Raw genomic sequence first — 20950 nt, 5'->3', positions numbered from 1 at the left:
TTGCACTGAGGGTGCAGGTTTGCAATCAACCTTATTACGTCAGGCCGCATTGGCCCGACGACCTGTTGGGAGTTTCACATGGCAAACGCCTCCAGCATTTATCGCAAGGCACTGGAAGGTCATCAGCAACCGCAAAAGGTGCTGGTGAAGATCGACCGCGTGACCAAGAAGTTCGACGAAACCGTGGCCGTGGACGATGTGTCCCTGGAGATCCACCAGGGCGAGATCTTCGCCCTGCTCGGCGGTTCGGGTTCGGGCAAATCCACCCTGCTGCGCATGCTCGCCGGTTTCGAACGGCCCACCGAAGGCCGCATCCTGCTGGATGGCGTGGACATCACCGAGATGCCGCCCTATGAGCGGCCGATCAACATGATGTTCCAGTCCTATGCCCTGTTCCCGCACATGACCGTGGCCCAGAACATCGCCTTCGGCCTCAAGCAGGACCGCCTGCCAGCCAGCGAGATCGAGGCGCGGGTCGAGGAAATGCTCAAGCTGGTCCACATGACCCAATACGCCCGGCGCAAACCCCACCAGCTCTCCGGCGGCCAGCGCCAACGCGTGGCCCTCGCCCGCTCCCTGGCCAAACGCCCGAAACTGCTGTTGCTCGACGAACCCATGGGCGCCCTGGATAAAAAGCTGCGCTCGCAGATGCAACTGGAACTGGTGGAGATCATCGAACGCGTCGGCGTGACCTGCGTGATGGTGACCCACGACCAGGAAGAAGCCATGACCATGGCCCAGCGCATCGCCATCATGCACTTGGGCTGGATCGCCCAGATCGGCAGCCCGGTGGACATTTACGAAGCGCCGGTGAGCCGCCTGGTCTGCGAGTTCGTCGGCAACGTCAACATCTTCGACACCCAGGTGGTCGACGACGCCGAAGGCCACGCGGTGCTCAAGTGCGCGGACCTGGACCGCAATATCTACGTCGGCTACGGCATCGCCACTTCGGTGGAAGACAAGTCGGTGACCTACGCTATCCGCCCGGAAAAGCTGCTGGTCACCACCCAAATGCCGACCTGCGCGCACAACTGGTCCAGCGGCAAAGTCCACGACATCGCCTACCTCGGCGGGCACTCGGTGTTTTACGTCGAGCTGCCCAGCGGCAAGATCGTCCAGTCGTTCATGGCCAACGCCGAACGCCGTGGCTCCCGACCGTCCTGGGGCGACACCGTGTACGTGTGGTGGGAAGACGACAGCGGCGTGGTACTGCGGGCATGAGTACATCGACCATGAGCACTTTCCATCAAGCGTTGATCCGTGTGCTGCCCAGCGGTCGCAAGCTGGTGATCGGCATTCCCTTCCTCTGGCTGTTCCTGTTTTTCATGCTGCCGTTTTTCCTGGTGATGAAGATCAGCTTCTCCGAAGCGACCGTCTCGATTCCGCCGTATTCGCAGATCTACGGCTTCGTCGACCAGAAACTCCAGGTGCTGCTGAACCTGGGTAACTACAGCCTGCTGGGTGCCGACGAGTTGTACATCTCGGCCTACCTGGGCTCGCTGAAGATCGCCCTGCTCAGCACGCTGATGTGCCTGCTGATCGGTTTTCCCATGGCCTATGGGATTTCCAAGACCCGCAAGGAAATGCAAAACGTATTACTGCTGCTGATCATGATGCCGACCTGGACCGCGATCCTGATCCGCGTCTATGCCTGGATGGGCATCCTCAGCAATAACGGCCTGCTCAATGCGTTCCTGATGGGGTGCGGCCTGATATCGAGCCCGATTGAAATCCTCAACACCAACACGGCGGTCTACATCGGCGTGGTCTACGCCTACCTGCCGTTCATGGTGCTGCCGCTCTACGCCAACCTGGTCAAGCACGACCAGAGCCTGCTGGAAGCCGCCTCGGACCTGGGTTCGAGCAACTTCAACAACTTCTGGAAAATCACCGTGCCGCTGGCCAAGAACGGCATCGTCGCCGGCTGCATGCTGGTGTTCATTCCGGTGGTCGGCGAGTTCGTGATCCCGGAACTGCTGGGCGGCCCGGAGACCCTGATGATCGGCCGCGTGCTGTGGCAGGAGTTCTTCAACAACCGCGACTGGCCGGTGGCGTCCGCCCTGGCGGTGGTGATGTTGGCGATCCTGATTATTCCCATCGTGCTGTTCAACCGCAGCCAGGCCAAAGAAATGGAGGCACGGGCATGAAGCGTTTCAGTTTTTCGACCCTGATGCTGGTGCTCGGCTTGTTGTTCATCTACCTGCCGATGCTGATTCTGGTGATCTATTCGTTCAACGCCTCCAAGCTGGTGACGGTCTGGGGCGGCTGGTCGCTCAAGTGGTACCTGGGGCTGTTGGACAACACCCAACTGATGGGTTCGGTGGCCCGTTCCCTGGAGATTGCCTGCTACACCGCCGTCGCCGCCGTGGCCCTGGGCACCCTGGCCGCGTTCGTGCTGACCCGGGTCACCCGCTTCAAGGGCCGGACCCTGTTCGGTGGCCTGGTGACCGCGCCCCTGGTGATGCCGGAAGTGATCACCGGGCTGTCGCTGCTGCTGCTGTTCGTGGCGATGGCGCAGATGATCGGCTGGCCCATGGAACGCGGCCTGGTGACGATCTGGATCGCCCACACCACGTTCTGCGCCGCGTATGTCGCGGTGGTCGTCTCGGCACGCCTGCGCGAGCTGGACCTGTCCATCGAAGAAGCCGCCATGGACCTCGGCGCGCGGCCACTCAAGGTGTTTTTCCTGATCACCATCCCGATGATCGCGCCGTCGTTGGCAGCGGGCGGCATGATGTCGTTCGCCTTGTCCCTGGATGACTTGGTGCTCGCCAGTTTCGTCTCCGGGCCCGGCTCCACCACCCTGCCGATGGAGGTGTTCTCTGCCGTGCGCCTGGGGGTCAAGCCGGAGATCAACGCCGTGGCCAGCCTGATCCTGATGGCGGTGTCGCTGATGACGTTCATGGTCTGGTATTTCAGCCGCAAGGCCGAAGCCAACCGCAAGCGGGCGATCCAGGAAGCCATGGACCAGACCACCAGCGAAACCTGGCAGCCGCAACGCACGCCCGCGACGGCCTAGGCCGTCGTGTGTTACCCCAAATGAACCCCTGCGCACCTTCACTCGGCGCGCCCCGCTTCCGTTCCCGTCGCGCCTTACCACCGCGACCATTGCTGTGAACGGCTTCACCCGGCTCCCTCGGTCAGGGTGAACCCCTTGGCGCCTTCGGGCGCCTTTTTTGCGTCCCGAAAGAGTGCGCGGCACTTCGTGGACCCCGAATAAAAACGTGCTACCTACGATTAATAGCCTCCTGATGGGCATATTGCTGACGTTGTTATCGCGATTGCTGACTGTAGGGGTTCCAATCGCGGTATTGGGTCAACGCTTGCGCCTACCAGAAGGTGCTTGGAGCGTGCTCATCTGGGGCGGCCCGCGATGTGGTGGTTTCCCTGACGTATCTGGTGGTGGTTTTTTCTGTCCTGATCCAGGGCATGTCCATCGGTAAATGGGTCAAGCGAGTGATCCCATGTGCCGCAAGCAGAGACGCTGAATGAACCTTCGGCCATACAAAAGACTCCTTTAGGGATAATCAGCTCACCGCCTTTGTTTCCCTGAACCCTGGGGCCAGGGCCCTGCGTATTACTCACACAAGGTATAAAAAATGCTCGCACGCTGGCGCTGGGTGTTACATCAACTGACCAAACGGCTGTGGTTCAGGGCAAGCCTGTTTTCCTTGCTCGGCATTGCAACCGCGTTACTCGCCGTTGTCTTCAAGGACTACATTCCCGAATCATTGCCCGCCCGTATAGGCGCCGACGCCGTCGACAAGATCTTGGGCATCATTGCCTCAAGCATGCTCGCCGTGACCACCTTTTCGTTAAGCACGATGGTGACTGCCTACGGTGCGGCTAGCAGCGGCGTGACGCCTCGCGCCACCACGCTGGTGATGGAAGACACCACGACACAAAATGCCCTGGCCACCTTTATCGGCTCATTCCTGTTCAGCCTGGTTGGAATTATTGCGCTGAGCACCGGCGCTTACGGTACACAAGGAAGGGTTTTGCTATTTGCGGTGACCCTCGCCGTGGTGATGCTGATTGTCTACACCCTTTTGCGCTGGATCGATCATTTGTCCAAGCTTGGCCGGGTGGGAGAAACCATTGACCGTGTCGAGCAGGCGACCATTGACGCCATAACCAATCGACTCCAATGGCCGCATTTGGGTGCAGCCGCCTACCCTTGCGACTCGATGGTCCCGAACTCTGCGCTGATCATCACAAGTCTCCACACAGGGTATGTCCAGCACATCGACGTTCAGGCGTTAGGCGCCATCGCCAAAGCAGACGAGACACGCATTTTTTTGGAGGTCCTGCCAGGTAGCTTCGTGCATGTCGGCATGCCGCTCGCCCGAATCGTCAGTCTGAGCAAGCCGCGCGAGGGCGAACAGCAGTCGAGTAGCGAAAAAATCATCTCTACCCTGACTATCGGTGTACGTCGCACGTTTGAACACGATCCCCGGTTCGGCTTGTCGGTGCTGTCAGAGATCGCCTCCCGCGCCTTGTCGCCGGCCGTCAATGACCCCGGCACTGCCATTGACGTCATTGGGCGCGGCATCAGAAGCCTGACATGCTGGGGTAAACCCAAAGCACCCGCCGCGAAAATCGACACCGATTGCCAGCAGGTTTACCTGCGCGCATTGACAGTAGATGACCTGTTCGATGACTTCTTCGCACCGATTGCCAGGGATGGCGCGGGTTTGGTGGAAGTCGACCTGCGCATGATGAAGGCACTTGTGTGCCTCGCACAGATAAACCCGGCGATGTTCAGCAGTGCCTGTGCCAGGCACGCGGGCCTGCTGCTCAAGCACGCGAACAATGCGCTTGTGCTGGAAGAAGACCGGCACAAGCTCAGCGCGGTGGCGCGACCACTGCTGCGCTGACCCAGCCTATGGTTTGGCTTTTTGCGTGGCGGCGTCACTGCCCTCCGACTGCAAAAAGCCACGCGCCAACTGTTGATAGAGCTCAGGCCCCATCCTGGCACTGACTGCTTTGGCAATCAGCGCAACGGCCATCAGACTGATCACCATGCCATGGCTGTCGATCATCTCCATCACGATGATCGCGGACGTGATCGGCGATTGCGTGACAGCCGCCAGAAAGCCAACCATGCACAAGGCAATGATGGGCTGTGCCGCCAGAGTGAAGAACTCAGCGACGTTGGCTCCTACCGCAGCCCCTACCGCCAGAGACGGGGCAAAAATGCCGCCCGGGATACCGGAAAAATAAGTCACTACCGTCGCGAGAAAACGCGTGATCGGCGCGTGCCAGGGCAGACCGATATCGGACACGATGATCTGGGATGTGATCCCGTAACCGCTGCCAAAGGACATCCCGCCACTGAGCCAACCGAGAATAGCCACGATCATCCCGCAGCCACCTGCGAACCAGACAGGGTGCATGCGGCGCCATTCCCAGACGAAAAATCGGCGATACCTCTGCGGCCACAGGAGCATCCGACTGAATAACCCTCCCATAAGGCCGCAGCCAATACCAATCGCCAGCACCGGGACAATGATATCGAGATTGACCTCTTGCACGTCGAAATGCCCGAAGTAGTTGTAGTTGCCCTGCAAAGCAATTGCGACTATCCCCGACAAGATGATCGTACTGAGCAAAACCCCGCTGGTACGGGTTTCCAACTTGCGCCCCAACTCCTCCACCGCAAAAGCCACGCCGGCCAAAGGCGTGTTGAACGCGGCGGCAATACCCGCTGCACCACCGGCCAGAATAAGATCTTCGGGGCGGATGATTCGAGCGTTAGGCAGATAACGGTGGAAGAAATGCATGATCGAGGCGGCGACTTGAACTGACGGGCCTTCACGCCCTGCTGAAAAACCACCGGTCAACGCCAGGGTACCTAGCCCTATCTTGGCAACAGCAAGGCGCAAGGACACCAACTTATCCACGGGCTTACCTTGGTGGGCCAACCGCGTAGCCGCAATGACCTGAGGAATACCGCTGCCTTGTGCCCCGACAAAAAAACGGGTGGTCATCCATACGACGAACATGCCGATCAAAGGCGTGTAGATAAACGGCAGCCAAGGCCGGTCGGCGGTTTGTTGAACGAACTGCATCAGCGCCAGGTCGGCCAGCCGGGCGAATAGCACAACCAGTAACCCGGCGAAGGTAGCAGCAGCCCAGAGCGTCACACGAGTACGCCATCGGATCGAGGCAAAGCGACGACGTATGAGTAATATCGGTTTGATCACCCGAGCGGATTCCCGTTGTCGAGGTTAATAAACCCCACAAAACAAGACTACCGGGTTAAACGGTCAGGTCCAGCCAGCAGAGACTAAAGGATTATAACCATCATCTTCTCCTGCGACCCACTCCACGTGCAGTTACCTTGGCAATCTGATGCAGGGTAGGACTGTCCGCTCGCCACTGTGCTGATCAATCAACTACAGTTGAATCGCTCTGAATAAAAACAAACAAAACGGAGAGATTCCCATGCGCGTAAAGAACCGCTTCACCTTGCTGGCCGCCGCCACAACCCTGGCACTCACCTGCACGGCCCAGGCGGCACCTGTGTTCATCAACATACTGACCGGAGGCACCAGCGGGGTGTATTACCCGATTGGGGTTGGCCTGTCGCAGATCTACAGTGAAGGCATACCCGACGTGAAGACCTCGGTGCAGGCCACTAAAGCGTCCGTGGAGAACCTGAACCTGCTGCAGTCCGGTCGAGGCGAGTTGGCACTGGCGCTGGGCGACTCTGTGGCGGATGCAAAGAACGGCGTCGAGGAAGCTGGCTTCAACGCACCGCTGACCAAATTGCGCGCGATTGCCGGAGCGTATCCCAACTACATCCAAATCGTCGCCAGCAAAGAGTCGGGAATCAAGACGCTCGCGGACCTTAAAGGCAAAACCCTCTCGGTCGGCGCACCGAAATCGGGCACCGAGTTGAACGCGCGAGCGATTTTAAAGGCGGCAGGCCTGACCTATGCAGACATGGGCAAGGTGCAATACCTGCCCTTTGCCGAGTCTGTCGAGTTAATCAAGAACCGGCAATTGGATGCGACGTTACAGTCGTCTGGACTGGGCATGGCGGCCATTCGCGACTTGTCATCGGTGATGCCGCTGAACTATGTCGCCATCCCCCCGGAAGTCGTGGCAAAAATCGACAACCCGGCCTATCACAGCGCGATGATTCCGGCCAATACGTATGACGGCCAGCCTGAAGCGGTGCCAACGGTTGCTATCGTCAACATTCTGGTGACCCGCTCGGATGTACCCGATGAGTTGGCGTACCAGATGACAAAACTGCTGTTCGAAAACTTGCCGCGCCTGGGTAACGCTCATTCGGCCGCCAAGGACATCACACTGGAAAACGCCACCAGGAACCTGCCGATTGCGCTTCATCCGGGCGCCGAACGCTACTACACCGAAAAAGGTGCGCTCTAGCGGCGCAGTATCGCCGCGCCAACAGCCCGCCCTTTTTCCATGCAGTGAGGCAGGTAACTAATGAGTGAAGATCATCACGACATCTCTGCGAACCCGCGAGACTGGCCAAAAACGCTGTTTTACGTAGCGTTGTTATTTTCGATTTTTCAGATCGTCACGGCAGCGTTTTCGCCCTTTTCGAGCCAGGTATTGCGCGCGATACACGTCGGTTTCCTGCTGTGGGTGGTCTACCTCAGCTATCCGGCCTATGGCAATAAACGCCCTTGGCAACCCTTGGCCTGGATACTCAGCCTCGCCGCCATTGCCACCGCCCTGTATCAATGGAGGTATGAGGCTGACCTGATCCAGCGTTCCGGGGATCTGACAACGGCGGACATGGTGATCGGCATTCTACTGGTGGTGCTCGTGTTCGAAGCCGCTCGACGAGTGATGGGCATTGCCCTGCCGGTCATTTGCGGCCTGTTCCTGGCTTATGGTCTGTTTGGCGAGTATTTGCCGGGCGATCTGGCCCATCGAGGTTATGGTTTCGACCAAATCATCAACCAACTGTCTTTTGGCACCGAAGGGCTGTACGGCACGCCAACCTATGTTTCAGCGACCTACATCTTCCTGTTTATCCTGTTCGGAGCGTTCCTCGAACAGGCCGGCATGATCAAACTGTTCACCGACTTTGCCATGGGCCTGTTCGGCCACAAACAGGGAGGGCCTGCCAAGGTTGCCGTTGCGTCGTCGGCACTGATGGGCACCATCACCGGTTCGGGCATCGCCAACGTGGTGACTACGGGGCAATTCACTATTCCACTGATGAAGCGCTTTGGTTATCGGGCCGCGTTTGCCGGAGGCGTGGAAGCAACCGCCAGCATGGGCAGTCAACTGATGCCGCCGGTGATGGGCGCAGTCGCCTTCATCATGGCTGAAACCATCAACGTACCATTCGTGGAGATTGCCAAGGCCGCGTTGATTCCCGCCATCCTCTACTTCGGTTCGGTCTTCTGGATGGTCCATCTGGAAGCCAAGCGATCCAACCTCAAGGGCCTGCCCAAGGATCAATGCCCCAGTGCATTGGGCGCCGTGAGGGAGAAGTGGTACCTGCTCATTCCGCTGCTGGTATTGGTCTACTTGCTGTTTTCCGGGCGCACGCCGCTGTTTTCCGGAATGGTCGGACTTGCACTCACGGCCATCGTGATTCTTGGCTCGGCGATCATCCTGAAAGTGCAAAGCTTCGGCTTGCGCTGCGCCTTCTGGATTGCGCTCGGCATCCTCTGTACCGGCTTTTTCCAACTGGGTATCGGCGTGATCTTTGCCGTCATTGCAGTGCTGGTGGGGGTCTGTGGGGTCATCAAAGGAGGGCACGAAACGCTGACCATCTGCCTGCACGCGTTGGTCGAAGGCGCTCGTCATGCTGTACCGGTGGGGATCGCGTGCGCGCTGGTGGGCATCATTATTGGTGTGGTTTCACTGACCGGCGTTGCCTCTACGTTTGCGGGTTATATCTTGGGCATTGGCCGAGACAACCTGCTGCTGTCACTGATACTCACAATGATCACGTGCCTGGTGCTGGGCATGGGGATTCCGACCATTCCCAACTACATCATCACCAGTTCGATCGCAGCCCCTGCCCTCCTCGAATTGGGCGTACCGCTGATTGTGTCGCACATGTTCGTGTTTTACTTCGGCATCCTCGCCGACCTGACTCCCCCTGTCGCCCTCGCCTGCTTTGCAGCGGCACCGATCGCTAAAGAGACCGGGTTCAAGATCAGCCTATGGGCGGTGCGAATAGCGCTGGCGGGCTTTGTCATACCGTTCATGGCGGTCTACAACCCAGCGTTGATGCTGCAAGGTGACAGTGTGTGGATGTCCGTCTACATGCTGCTCAAGACCCTATTCGCGGTCGGGTTATGGGGCATCGCATCCACTGGCTTTTGGCAGCGCAAGATGCCTCTATGGGAGCGTTTGCTGAGTGTCGCTGCCGGGGCACTCCTCGTGGTGGCGTTACCGCTGACCGATGAACTGGGCTTCGCGCTGGGACTCTGTGTGATAGTCCAGCACGTCTGGCGGTCCCGCCGGGCCGCGCTAGCCAATCCATGATCGGCGTATGCCTGGGCTTGACCGGCGTGCTGTGGGCCCAGTTGTCGGTTTCACACTTCACGCTGGCATGGGATCACACCATTGAAAAGATCCGCTGGGAGGAAGACTACCGCGTGACCGAGCAAGGGCTGGTGCTGGAAGAGGCTCGTGTACGCGGTAACGGTGCAGGAATGGAAGTTCCCGACGGGGCGTGGCTGGAAAATGGCAGTTGGCATTACCGGCGCCAATTGCCGCCTTTGCAACCCTTGCGCCTGGGGCGCACACCGGAGGCTGGCGATTACCAGCTGTGCGTTGATGGCCAGTGTCACGCCCTGAGTCACTGGATTGGCGCGCCAACCGCTCGCCAGCCTTTTATTCAAATGTGGACGTGCAAGGCCGGATAAGTCATCACTATTCCCCCTCATCTCAGTCAACCCGTTAGCCTGTTCGACGCCGAACATAAACTGGGGGGCGGCCATTGGTCGTCCTTGTGGACGCAGAGCAAGGCTATTGGTGGACACGCTGGTACTGCACGCTCAATGAAATCATCGAATAGCACTTGGGCCGCCTGTACAGGCGCGCGGGCACTTGTCGATACCGCACAGCAAATGCTGATTAGCGGCAAGGGCCAGGCGGGAGACGCAATGGGCGCTTCACGTCGCGACGGCCCTGGGTATTGACCGTCTACCTCGGCTCGAGCCCTGTGAACAGTGAATAATCAATATCTCCAAAATACCGGCGTGACGAGCACTAACACCGTCAGGATTTCCAGCCTTCCAAGCAGCATTCCTACGGTCAAGAGCCATTTTGCGGCATCCGGTAATGATGAGAAGTTACCGGCCGGCCCAATGATCGTGCCAAGCCCAGGCCCGACGTTACACACTGCCGTAGCCGCACCGCTCAACGCAGTTGTCCAATCCAGCCCAATGAGACTCAGGCCCAAGGCAATCGCGGCAATCGTGATGGAGAAGAAAAATGAGAAAGTCAAAAGCGAACGCAAGATCTCTTCGTCAATAGGGTGGCCGTTGTACTTTTTCTGAATCACGGCGCGAGGATGGATCAGTTGCTTCAAACTGCTCACCAATAGCGCGGCCGCCACTTGAAAACGGAAGATTTTAAGACCACCCGCCGTGGAACCTGAACACCCACCGACGAAGGTCAAATAGAAAAAGAGCAAAACGGCGAAACTGCCCCACAAGGTGTAATCGCCCACGGCGACGCCAGTGGTGGTGACAACCGAAGTCACATTTATTGCCACGATACGAAATGCTTCCCACCATCCGTAATCGCTGTGAAAACACAGCCAAGTACCTACCACCAGCCACGTGAAGACCAAGAACCCAATAAATCCGCGAACCTGGTGATCCTTCAGCAGCGCACGACGATGGCCGCGCAATGTCGCGACATACAACGTAAAAGGCAGGCTACCCAGAATCATGATGACGACTGCAACCCAGTGAATGGCAGGCTGTGTCCAATGCCCTAGAGAAGCGTCCGACGTCGAGAAGCCGCCGGTAGAGATCAACGACATGGCGTGGTTGACGGCTTCAAACGGCGTCATCCCGGCAATCCAGAGCGCGAGCGTTCCGGCGCCAGTGAGTCCCAGATAAAGAAAAAGGATGTATTTGGCTGCTACATGGGAGCGCGGCGTCACTTTTTCCGACCAGTCTGAAGACTCAGTCTGGAAAAGACGCATGCCCCCTACTCGCAGTAGCGGAAGAATCGCCACGGCCATGCCGATAAAGCCGATCCCTCCCAGCCAGTGAAGCATTGATCGCCAGATCAACAGCCCAGGAGAGGCGGTGTCCAAACCACTCAACACCGTTGAGCCCGTGGTTGTGATGCCAGACATCGTTTCAAAAAAAGCATCGGTGTAACTGATGTGATGGATAAACACCATTGGCAACGCTGCGAAGGTACACACCACCACCCAACTGCCGGTGGTCAGCAGGTACATATCCCTTGGACGAAGTTGAGCCGTCTCTGGGCGCCCTCGCATGATCAGCAACAGACCGCAGATGAACGTAATCAAACTGGACCAAAGAAAGGCGGACAGGTCGTCGCTGCGCTCATAGACCACCAGCGTGATCATGGGGATGGCCATGCTTATAGCCAGCGTAATAAGAAAAAGACCTAAGACAAAGCCGATGAGCCGTATTGCCGCGAGGGACATAAGAAAAAACCTGCCAAATTAGCGCCGCGCAGTATCGGACTGCTAACATTTTTGAGCCCGTAAATTTTGCGTAAAGTTTCTATGGACGATCAGTCGTTTCGCCAACCTTAGCCTATTCCAAAGACTGCGCGGTTAAGGAGGGTTGCCCCAGCACTTTTTTTCAAACCTGCAGACATTGCGTCCACATTGACGCGGGGGGCGCTTTCATAGGTTGTTCAGATCCATGGAAAGCGGCGGTACCTTTCTTAAATCACATCCTCTTCCGAGGCCTTCAGGTGGAACAGCCCCTTGACCTTGGTTTACAGTTTTTTTGCGATGGCCTGTGCTTCAAGCGTGGTGCCCTGCTCAGCCTTGGGGACCGGCATCGGCGTTCGGCGACAGGGCGTCAAAACCTGAAATCACGTCAAAGAGTTCCTCGTCGATGTCGGCTTGGCGCAAACAGTGATAGGTGGTGTCAAGGTCTTGCAACAGTTCACCGATGTTGCGGTCTGCGCGCTGCATCGCGGCAAGACGGCCAGCGCCCCTCTCTCACGCAGGTTGGCCACCGCCTTGGCCACTGCCGACGCTCGCTGGCCAATGGCGCAATACACACAACACGTTCTTGTCGCGCTGATTAAAAATGGTAATGAGCGTGTGCCGGAGCAGCGTGGTAGCCAGGCCTGTTCAGGGCCGTCGGGCGAGCGACAGCAACAACCAATGGCACAGCTGCCGGCTGATTGAGTCTGGAGATGCCCCCCCGAGTTGGGGGCGCAGACGATGCCGAACCTCGCCCGGGAGCTCGGCGAGGACATGATTTTGTTGAGGCCCTGGTAGCTCCGACATATTCAGTAACCTTCTTTTTCGGCGCGATCTGAACACGGTGTGAGGCCCGTGAATTCAATGGCCGCGCAACGCCTAAACGTCTGCTCTGCTCCACAATTGCACAGCCCCGAGTTAGCGGCCTGACAGGCTATAGAGTAGCCCCTTGAGTAGTACTACAGCGCCGTTGTCAGGGGGCCATTCCATACCGGGAGCTGGTGGGAAAGGCTCCCGATCGAGCTCCGTAGGTGTCGTGCAGGAGCAGAAGGTTCGGAAACTACTTATTAGTGGATCTTTGCAGTGATGCCCGAACATCTAGTTGTAAATTTTTGCCTAGACTGACTGCTTGACCGCATAACGAATACACGTCAGAACATCGACTGTACAAAACTAAAAAAACAAAAGGAATTCCCCGAAATGTTCAAATCCTTCTGCAAGGCACTTGCCTGCACGTTTGCTCTAGGGAGCATGAGTGCAGTCATGGCAGCTGATCCAATCATCATCAAGTTCTCACACGTCGTCGCCGACCACACGCCAAAGGGGCAAGGCGCACTGCTGTTCAAGAAACTGGTAGAGGAACGCCTGCCCGGCAAGGTCAAGGTCGAGGTCTATTCCAACTCATCGTTGTTTGGTGATGGCAAAGAGATGGAAGCCCTTTTGCTGGGGGATGTGCAGTTAATTGCGCCGTCACTGGCCAAGTTCGAACAGTACACAAAGACCGTCCAGCTGTACGATCTGCCCTTTCTGTTTGATGACATTGCTGCGGTTGACCGCTTCCAGATGAGCCCACAGGGCCAAGGGCTGCTCAAGTCCATGGAGAGTAAAAACATCACCGGCCTGGCCTATTGGCACAATGGGATGAAGCAGTTGTCTGCCAACAAACCGCTGCGTGTTCCTGGTGACGCCCGGGGCCTGAAATTTCGGGTGCAAGCCTCTGCCGTGCTTGAGGAGCAGTTCAAGGCCTTGCGGGCCAACCCGCGCAAGATGAGCTTTGCCGAGGTGTATCAGGGCTTGCAAACCGGTGTGGTCAACGGTGCAGAAAACCCTTACTCGAACATCTACAGCCAGAAAATGCATGAGGTGCAGAAATACATCACCGAATCCAATCATGGTGTGCTCGATTACATGCTGATCACCAACACCAAGTTTTGGAATGGCCTGCCGCCAGACATTCGCAGTGAACTGGACAAGATTATTGTGCAGGTGACCGCGCAGGTTAACAAAGATGCCGAGCAGCTCAATCAGGATGCCAAGCAAAGCATCATCGCCGCCAAAACCACCGAAATCATCACCCTGACACCTGAACAGCGCGAACAATGGCGCGTCGCGATGAAACCCGTCTGGAAAAAATTCGAAGCAGATATCGGCCCTGAGCTGATCACCGCAGCCGAAGCCGCCAACAAGGCTCAATGACCGGGAGGCAGGTGTTGCCGACGTGGTAGCACCTGCCAGTCATTACCATACGGGAGATGCCATTCATGCAGGCCTTTCGGCGCATCTGGGAACACTTCGAGGAAGGCTTCATTGTCTTCCTTTTGGCCGCCATGACATTGGTAACGTTCGTCTACGTCATTCTCAACAACCTCTATACGCTGTTCTACAAACTTGCCGACAACTGGGAAGGCGCCAGCGACTTATTGTTCGCCCTCGGCGATCGCGTCATGAGCATGGCTCAAGCCATGACCTGGAGCACCTCACTGACCAAGGCGCTGTTTGGCTGGCTGATCTTCTTCGGCCTGTCCTACGGCGTGCGCACGGCCGGGCATATCGGCGTTGATGCGCTGGTGAAGCTGGTCAGTAAACCCGTCCAGCGGCTCATTGGGATGTTGGCCTGTCTCTGCTGCCTGCTCTATGCCGGGCTATTCAGTGTGGCCAGCTTCGAGTGGATTCATACCCTGATGTCAGCAGGAATAGGCGCCGAGGATCTGGGGCACTACGGGATCATGCAGTGGCACATAGGGCTGATTGTCCCTGTGGGTTTTGCATTGGTGTTCATCCGTTTCGCTGAAATTTTCGTGCGTATCCTGCTGCACCGCCAAACCGGCCTTGGCCTGGCCGATGAGGCTGCGGACGTGATGAAACTGACCGAACACGAGGACGACAAGTCATGACCATTGCCTTCCTGTTCGCGACACTGTTCGCCTTGATGTTCATTGGCGTGCCCATCGCCATTTCCTTGGGCCTGGCGGGTTCGCTGACCATTGTATTTTTCAGCCCCGACTCGGTACGTTCCCTGGCGATAAAGCTGTTTGAAACGTCAGAGCACTACACCCTGCTAGCGATTCCGTTTTTCTTGCTTGCAGGCGCCTTCATGACCACCGGCGGCGTCGCACGCCGGCTGATCGATTTTGCCAACGCCTGCGTCGGCCATATTCGTGGGGGGCTTGCCATCGCCGCCGTATTGGCCTGCATGCTGTTTGCAGCCCTGTCCGGCTCCAGCCCTGCAACGGTTGCAGCAGTAGGCTCGATCGCCATTGCCGGCATGGTGCGCTCCGGGTATCCGCAGGCATTCGGCGCGGGAATCGTCTGTAACGCGGGCACTCTGGGCATCCTGATACCGCCCTCGATCGTGATGGTGGTCTATGCCGCCGCCACCGAGACGTCCGTCGGCAAGCTGTTCATGGCCGGCGTCATACCTGGCCTGTTGCTGGGTATAGCGCTGATGGTGGCGATCTACATCGTCGCGGTTAAGAAAAACTTACCGGCCATGCCGCGCGCAACCCTGCGTGAGTTTCTGAGCGCCGCGCGCAAAGCCATCTGGGGCTTGCTGCTGATGTTGATCATCCTGGGTGGCATTTACAGCGGGATGTTCACACCGACAGAAGCCGCTGCCGTTGCCGCCGTGTATTCGGCGTTCATCGCCTTGTTCGTCTACAAGGATCTGACGTTTCGCGAGACACCCAAAGTGCTGCTGGACTCTGCCAAGTTGAGCATCATGCTGATGTTCATCATTGCCAACGCCATGCTCTTTGCTCACGTATTGACCACCGAGCAATTACCCCAGCAGATCACAGCCTGGGTGATCGAGGCAGGACTGACACCAGTGACCTTCCTGCTGGTAGTGAACATCGTCTTGTTGGTGGCCGGCGCCTTTATGGAGCCCTCGGCCATTATCCTGATCCTGGCGCCGATCCTTTTTCCGATTGCCATGAAACTGGGTATCGACCCGATTCACCTTGGCATCATCATGGTGGTCAATCTGGAGATCGGCTTGATCACGCCGCCAGTCGGCCTGAACTTGTTCGTGACGTCCGCCGTGACGGGGATGTCGGTGCCGGCCACCATAAAGGCGGCCATGCCCTGGCTGATGCTCTTGCTGCTGTTCCTGATACTGATTACCTATGTACCTTGGATATCCCTGGCCCTGCCCAACTGGCTGGGCATGAATTAATGACCACGCTTGCGGACACTTGAGGGTTGCTGCCGGTGAAACCGGTAGTGTTAAGGCGCCAATCGTTGGCAGTGCAAAAGACTACCCGCTCGCCCGTTGAAACGGCGATTGGCACGGGCATGCTGGCCCAGGCCAGGGCTTGAAACAGGCACGCGAACAGGCAGACCAGAAGGCCGAGGGTGGGCCGAGCGTGCGGTGGGTGCCTGTTGGAAAGCATGCAAGAATCCCTGCAATTGTTATGTCGTCAGCAATGCCCGTGGACAGGACATATTCCGTGCTTCAACCGTTAATCTGCAGAGCCCGCAACCGTTGGTTGAGGCTCGAACGCACATTGAAGGAGCGCCAGGAACCTTGCGATTCCCGGCGCTCAGTAACGCGACCCAAACCCTGCCAAGGGAAAATGTCGTGTCGACGCAGAATCTAGCATGCCCGTGCGCGCCACCTGACCTGCGACAAACCACCACAGACAGCGCCTCATTGCACAATCAAGAACCACGCCTTGGCGCTCTGCCCTCCTGACTGTGGCGGGCTGTCGCACCGGCCTCCTCGCTCAACGCCAACAACCGCAGTGCCGAGCCCCATGAACCTGGCTCATGAACGCCAAACCGGCACGCGGGCGAGTGAGGACCGGGTTTATCAGGCGAAAAAAAGCCCTCTGGGAAGAGGGCCTGGCAACCGGCACATGAACGGGTTCAAATGCCGCGCTTCGAGCTACCGTGGAAGTGTCTGCCTCCGCTCAAAGCCTGCACACTTTATGAGCACAGTCTCAGGGCAACAACTGCGACAATCGGCCACACCTCGTGCGCTGATCGGCACGATCCGCGGTGCTGGCGGCGCGAGTGATCAATGCTGATCAGGCGTGGTGTTTTGTCGCAGCCCACTGGCGCCCTCCTGGGTCAACAGTGCGTCAAGGAATCGGCAGCCAGCGGCGAAATCCCACACCGCCCTTGCCGGTCAACGGGCACCAGGCAAAGTCCCAGGGCACGGGCGGAAACTCCTCCAGATCAGCTTCAAGCCCGGGCACCGGACGAGGTGCCTGCTTCCAATCGAACACCATTTGCGGCGCGCCCTGCCAGGCCAACACCAGCCCCCGAGCCTGGCTGTCATCGCTATTGATCCAGCGTGCCGCCGCAGCGCACATAAACGACTCGATGTGCTCTTCGTTGATCCGCGCCTGATACTTGGAGCCCAGTAGCCAGCGGCATATGCTCAGGTAATAGGTCCAGTTCAACGGCGGATGATTGCGATAGGCCCAGGTCATGAAGCCACGAAAGATATTCAGGCCATCGGGCGGATCGAGTTTGAGCAAGCCGGGGCACACATCGAACAAGGTGTGCCAGTAAGGCAGCAGTCGGGCATCCAGGTGTACGAAACTGCGCGCATTACCTGGGTAATCCGGAAACGGCAGCAGGAAGTCCGCTTGATTACGCAGACGCGAGGTTTTGCTGACCAATCGCGAAGCCCCCGATGGAACGGCTAGCGCGCGCATGGCGACCTCCGGCCGATCGGCGCAGTTGCGGATTTTGCGTGTTTTCTTGCGTAAACGGTCGCCGCCAATCCTGACAGTAGCCGGCGATGGAGGCGTGCAAATACATGAGCCATTTTGTGCTCCTTCCCGTGTCACCTTTAACCGTGGAGCCCCCCGCGACGCCTGACGAACCTGGGTCGACAGGCACAAGGGGGCTTAGACAAACGCGGTCATGCGCAAAGTGCGGGGGAAGCTCTGGGGTTGGCCGAGGGCCAGGAATAACGTGGGGGCGCCTTGCAGCGCTGTTCGCGGTCAGGCCGGCGTACCTGCGCGATCCGCAGCAACCAGCCCAGACAGAACAGCAAGGCGATGCTCAAGGTCACGGACGAGCAGATCGGACAAGCAAAACTCCCGGCCCAGCCACTGGCGGACAGATCGGCGAGGTCTGTTTTCGAGGTCGGCGCGGAACTGCCCTGGGAGGAGCAGAACTGCCCGCCGACGCCATTGAGCGTCAGGCCCGTCACCTGTCCGTGAGCCAAACCGCAGGCGAACACATTGAACAGGACGCAGAAATACAGCGTCCAGGCAATGAGCGAGCGGTCTGAGCGGGTCAGTTTCATGGCGGCGACTCTAACACCGAACAGCCAGTCGGTTGAAGCGCGACCAATGTCGCCTCACAGGTTCAAACAGCGAGCCTTCAAAGCCTGAGCTGCTCGACCTGCCCTTCCAGCACCCGTGCCAACTGCCGCAACGCGTCGCTGGAATCACGCGTGCTGACGCTGGACGCGCCGCTGACCGTCACCAGCGTATGGATGCGCGCCAGGGTGCGGCTGATTTCATCCGCCGTCACCGCCTGCTGCTCGGCCGCACTGGCGATCTGCAAGGTCATGTCGCTGACGGTCGCGGCCGACTGGGTGATCCGCTTCAAGGCGTCGCCCGCCCGCGCCGAGATCTCGACCGGGACACGTGCCGTTTCGACGTTTGCGACGATGCGCTCCAGCGCCCCACGGGCACCTGACTGCACCTGCTCGATGATCTGCTTGATCTCCACCGTGGAGGCCTGCGTGCGCTGAGCCAAGGTCCGCACCTCATCGGCGACCACCGCAAACCCCCGCCCATACTCGCCCGCCCGCGCGGCTTCGATTGCCGCATTGAGCGCCAGCAGGTTGGTCTGCTCGGCAATCGCGCTGATCACATCCAGCACACTGCCGACTCGGCTGGAGTCAGCCTCCAGTTGCTTGACCAGAGCATGGGTGCCGAACAGCGCCTCGACCAATTGCTGGATAGCGTCGATGGTCGACTGAACGATGTGCTGCCCATCGCTGGCCTGCCCTTCGGCCAGCCGCGTGGCATCTGCCGCCACGGCGGCGTTGCGTGCGACATCCTGCACGGTGGCGACCATTTCATTCATGGCGGTGACCAGGCTGTCGGTTTCCAACAGTTGGTGATCGAGGCTGGTCTGGGTAGCCGCTGTGACCTCGCCGAGGTCGTCACTCAGGCGCAACACCTGCCCGCTGGCCACTGCCGTGCCTCGACTGACTTCGTGGGCGGCATGGATCAAGCAGTTGACACTGCGTGACAGTTGCGTGAGTTCGTCATTGCCAACGGCGGGCAGCCGTATCGTCAGGTCGGTTTGCCCGCTGACCGCGGCCCCCAGCACCTCGACCGTCTCACGCAGCGGCCGGGTAATGCTGCGGATGATCATCCAGGCAAACAGCATCAACCCGAACAGCACCACGGCGCTGATCCATGCCGGCGCCACCAACACGCGGTTGACGACCCGTTGCACATCGCTGGGGTAGATGCCGCTCGCCACCACCCAGCCCCAGGGCTTGAACAGGCGAGCCTCAGACAGCTTGTATTCGGCCGGCGCGCCATTGGCACGGGGAAAGTAGTAATCCACCAACACCCGCCCCTGCTCGCGCGCGCCCTGCACGAACTGGCGGGAAAACGGCTTGCCGTTCTGGTCCTTGAAGTCGCCCAGCGCCTTGCCCACCAACGCCGGCGCCGTCGGGTGCATGATCATCCGATAGTCCAGGTCGAGGATCAGCAAATAGTTATCGCCCAGGTAGCGCAGGGTTCCGACCACCTCGGCGGCCTGGCGCTGGGCCAACGCCAGGCTCATGTGGCCGTTTTCCACTTGCCCGGCGTAGTACGCAAGGATCGAATTGGCGGTGTTCAGCGCGGTGTCGACGCCCGCCATTTTTTCTTCGAGCAACGAGCGCTGCAGCAACAGGCCCAGCCAGATGGCCAGGCAAATGATCAACACGCCCAGGCCAACCACCAACGCGCCAATACGCGTCGTGATGCGCCATTTTCTAAGATTCAGCACGCAAGCCTCTCAGGATTCTTGTTGTTGGGCAGGCAAGCAAACCGGCGGCCTCGGGGAGCCGCCTGATTCACCTGGCCTGGGGGCACGCACGCAAAAAACGCGCACGGTCAGGCTCTAGACGAAGGCGTCGGCATAGAAGTCGGCCGCCTCCAGTTGCCGCAACTCGACGTAGTCGCGCCGCGCCGAATCAACCACGATCGGCGCGCCACAGGCATACACTTCAAACCCCTTGAGGCTCTGGAAGTCGCTCAGCACCTGGCGGTGGACGAAGCCGGTCGCGCCCTGCCAATCACAGGCCGGGGTAGGATCGGACAGCACCGGGGTGTAGCGCAGCCACGGCAACTGCGCCTCCCAGGCCAGCAACTGTTCATGCCGATACAGATCCTCACGGCGCCGGCCGCCCCAGTACAGGTAAACCGGACGCCGGTTGTGCCCCTGTTCGCGCAGCTGTTCGAGCAAGGCCTGGATCGGCGCAAAACCGGTGCCGCTGGCCAGGAAGATCATCGGCCGCTCGCTGTCGCGCAGGTAGAACGAGCCGAACGGGCCTTCCATGCGCAGGATGGCCTTGGGTTGCAAGGCGTTGAACACATGCCCGCTGAACACCCCGCCGGGCATGTGTCGAATGTGCAGCTCCAACTGGTTGTCCCGTGGGGTGTGGGTCGCCATCGAATAGCTGCGCCGGCTGCCATCCTTGAGCAACACCTGCACGTACTGGCCCGGGAAATAAGTAAACCCGGCGCCCGGGGCGAGTGTCAGCCGCAGCACTGCAACGTCACTGCTGACCTTGTCGAGGCTGGCAACACGCACGCCCATCTGCTGGATGCCGATACCGCGTAACGCCGTCACTTCCGGCGCCTCGATCACCAGGTCGGAGCGCGCCGTGGCGCAGCAAAACAGCGCCAACCCCTGCGCCCGCTCGGCCGCGCTGAGTACCTCCAGCGGGCTGTCGCCGTGCTCCACTTCACCGCTGAGCACCTGGCCCTTGCAACTGCCGCACGTGCCGGTGCGGCAGCTGTGCTTGAGCATCAGGCCGTCGGCCAGCGCCGCGTCCAGCACGGTTTGTTCAGGCAGTAGCGGACAACTCAGGCCGACCGGAAGAATCTGCAGTTGATAGCTCATGCGCGCCTCCTCAGTGTGTGTGCTTGCCAGCGGCCAACAGGTCCAGCGCGACGTCGACGATCATGTCTTCCTGGCCACCGACCATCCGGCGTTTGCCCAGCTCGACGAGGATGTCCACGGTCTTCAAACCGTACTTGGCCGCAGCGATTTCGGCATGGCGCAGGAAGCTCGAATAGACCCCGGCATACCCCAGCGCCAGGG

The 20950-nt window shown here is 59.0% G+C and carries 17 protein-coding genes and 1 pseudogene; 10 read left to right on the top strand and 8 right to left on the bottom strand.

What is annotated here, in order from left to right; all coding sequences use genetic code 11:
- Nucleotides 1-78: 78 nt before the first annotated feature.
- The 4 genes from INT12_RS16030 (at nt 79) to INT12_RS16015 (ending at nt 4877) form a co-directional block, all read left to right on the top strand.
- Nucleotides 79-1221 carry an ABC transporter ATP-binding protein gene (locus tag INT12_RS16030; RefSeq protein WP_126586841.1) on the top strand — a complete coding sequence of 381 codons (1143 nt, stop codon included), beginning with the start codon at nt 79-81 and terminating at the stop codon, nt 1219-1221.
- Nucleotides 1222-1265: 44 nt separating this feature from the next.
- Nucleotides 1266-2147 carry an ABC transporter permease subunit gene (locus tag INT12_RS16025; protein ID WP_162231507.1) on the top strand — a complete coding sequence of 294 codons (882 nt, stop codon included), beginning with the start codon at nt 1266-1268 and terminating at the stop codon, nt 2145-2147.
- On the top strand, nt 2144-3019 hold the full coding sequence (locus tag INT12_RS16020) for an ABC transporter permease subunit (protein WP_017845577.1): 876 nt from the start codon (nt 2144-2146) through the stop codon (nt 3017-3019). The genes INT12_RS16025 and INT12_RS16020 overlap by 4 nt, the downstream gene beginning before the upstream one ends.
- 580 nt (nt 3020-3599) lie before the next feature.
- Nucleotides 3600-4877 carry a DUF2254 domain-containing protein gene (locus tag INT12_RS16015; protein ID WP_193040698.1) on the top strand — a complete coding sequence of 426 codons (1278 nt, stop codon included), beginning with the start codon at nt 3600-3602 and terminating at the stop codon, nt 4875-4877.
- A 6-nt stretch (nt 4878-4883) separates the two neighbouring features.
- On the opposite strand, the gene INT12_RS16010 is transcribed toward INT12_RS16015, so the two are convergent.
- Entirely contained in the window at nt 4884-6206 is a 1323-nt protein-coding gene (locus INT12_RS16010) for a chloride channel protein (protein ID WP_193040697.1), read from the bottom strand.
- A gap of 241 nt (nt 6207-6447) precedes the next feature.
- Between INT12_RS16010 and INT12_RS16005 the strand changes: the two genes are divergently transcribed.
- The 3 genes from INT12_RS16005 to INT12_RS15995 are packed head-to-tail and all read left to right on the top strand — an operon-like array spanning nt 6448 to nt 9872.
- Nucleotides 6448-7401 (top strand): TAXI family TRAP transporter solute-binding subunit, encoded by a 954-nt coding sequence (locus tag INT12_RS16005; RefSeq protein WP_102617500.1) that lies wholly within the window; start codon nt 6448-6450, stop codon nt 7399-7401.
- A gap of 60 nt (nt 7402-7461) precedes the next feature.
- Nucleotides 7462-9489 carry a TRAP transporter permease gene (locus INT12_RS16000; protein ID WP_046486953.1) on the top strand — a complete coding sequence of 676 codons (2028 nt, stop codon included), beginning with the start codon at nt 7462-7464 and terminating at the stop codon, nt 9487-9489.
- Nucleotides 9486-9872, top strand: coding sequence for a DUF1850 domain-containing protein (locus INT12_RS15995; RefSeq protein ID WP_017845572.1), 387 nt, complete (start codon nt 9486-9488; stop codon nt 9870-9872). Before INT12_RS16000 ends, INT12_RS15995 begins: the two co-directional genes overlap by 4 nt.
- A gap of 314 nt (nt 9873-10186) precedes the next feature.
- On the opposite strand, the gene INT12_RS15990 is transcribed toward INT12_RS15995, so the two are convergent.
- The gene (locus INT12_RS15990; protein ID WP_017845571.1) at nt 10187-11641 is read right to left on the bottom strand and encodes a TrkH family potassium uptake protein; all 1455 of its coding nucleotides are present in this window, start codon (nt 11639-11641) and stop codon (nt 10187-10189) included.
- Nucleotides 11642-11986: 345 nt separating this feature from the next.
- The gene (locus INT12_RS15985; RefSeq protein WP_226926215.1) at nt 11987-12142 is read right to left on the bottom strand and encodes a F0F1 ATP synthase subunit gamma; all 156 of its coding nucleotides are present in this window, start codon (nt 12140-12142) and stop codon (nt 11987-11989) included.
- A 714-nt stretch (nt 12143-12856) separates the two neighbouring features.
- On the opposite strand from INT12_RS15985, the gene INT12_RS15980 reads away from it, so the two are divergent.
- From INT12_RS15980 to dctM, 3 genes are all read left to right on the top strand, one after another.
- Complete coding sequence (locus INT12_RS15980) at nt 12857-13852, top strand: TRAP transporter substrate-binding protein (RefSeq protein ID WP_026139851.1); 996 nt, start codon at nt 12857-12859, stop codon at nt 13850-13852.
- Nucleotides 13853-13917: 65 nt separating this feature from the next.
- Nucleotides 13918-14550, top strand: a complete 633-nt coding sequence (locus INT12_RS15975; protein ID WP_046486948.1) for a TRAP transporter small permease — start codon at nt 13918-13920, stop codon at nt 14548-14550.
- On the top strand, nt 14547-15830 hold the full coding sequence (gene dctM / locus INT12_RS15970; protein WP_017845567.1) for a C4-dicarboxylate TRAP transporter large permease protein DctM: 1284 nt from the start codon (nt 14547-14549) through the stop codon (nt 15828-15830). The genes INT12_RS15975 and dctM overlap by 4 nt, the downstream gene beginning before the upstream one ends.
- A gap of 907 nt (nt 15831-16737) precedes the next feature.
- On the opposite strand, the gene INT12_RS15965 is transcribed toward dctM, so the two are convergent.
- The 5 genes and pseudogenes from INT12_RS15965 to INT12_RS15945 all read right to left on the bottom strand — a co-directional run.
- Nucleotides 16738-17319 (bottom strand): putative natural product biosynthesis protein, encoded by a 582-nt coding sequence (locus tag INT12_RS15965; protein WP_026139850.1) that lies wholly within the window; start codon nt 17317-17319, stop codon nt 16738-16740.
- Between the two features lie 209 nt (nt 17320-17528).
- The gene (locus INT12_RS15960; RefSeq protein ID WP_017845565.1) at nt 17529-17918 is read right to left on the bottom strand and encodes a DUF2946 domain-containing protein; all 390 of its coding nucleotides are present in this window, start codon (nt 17916-17918) and stop codon (nt 17529-17531) included.
- A 77-nt stretch (nt 17919-17995) separates the two neighbouring features.
- On the bottom strand, nt 17996-19630 hold the full coding sequence (locus tag INT12_RS15955; RefSeq protein WP_026139849.1) for a methyl-accepting chemotaxis protein: 1635 nt from the start codon (nt 19628-19630) through the stop codon (nt 17996-17998).
- Between the two features lie 114 nt (nt 19631-19744).
- Nucleotides 19745-20749 (bottom strand): CDP-6-deoxy-delta-3,4-glucoseen reductase, encoded by a 1005-nt coding sequence (locus tag INT12_RS15950; RefSeq protein WP_128191493.1) that lies wholly within the window; start codon nt 20747-20749, stop codon nt 19745-19747.
- Nucleotides 20750-20759: 10 nt separating this feature from the next.
- Nucleotides 20760-20950: pseudogene (locus INT12_RS15945) on the bottom strand (4-hydroxy-2-oxovalerate aldolase); the annotation flags it as partial.

This window comes from Pseudomonas sp. K8 (genome assembly GCF_014889455.1).
GTDB lineage: Bacteria > Pseudomonadota > Gammaproteobacteria > Pseudomonadales > Pseudomonadaceae > Aquipseudomonas > Aquipseudomonas veronii.
The sequence above is the reverse complement of the archived record's forward strand: the minus strand, read 5'-3'. Positions and strand labels throughout refer to the sequence as shown.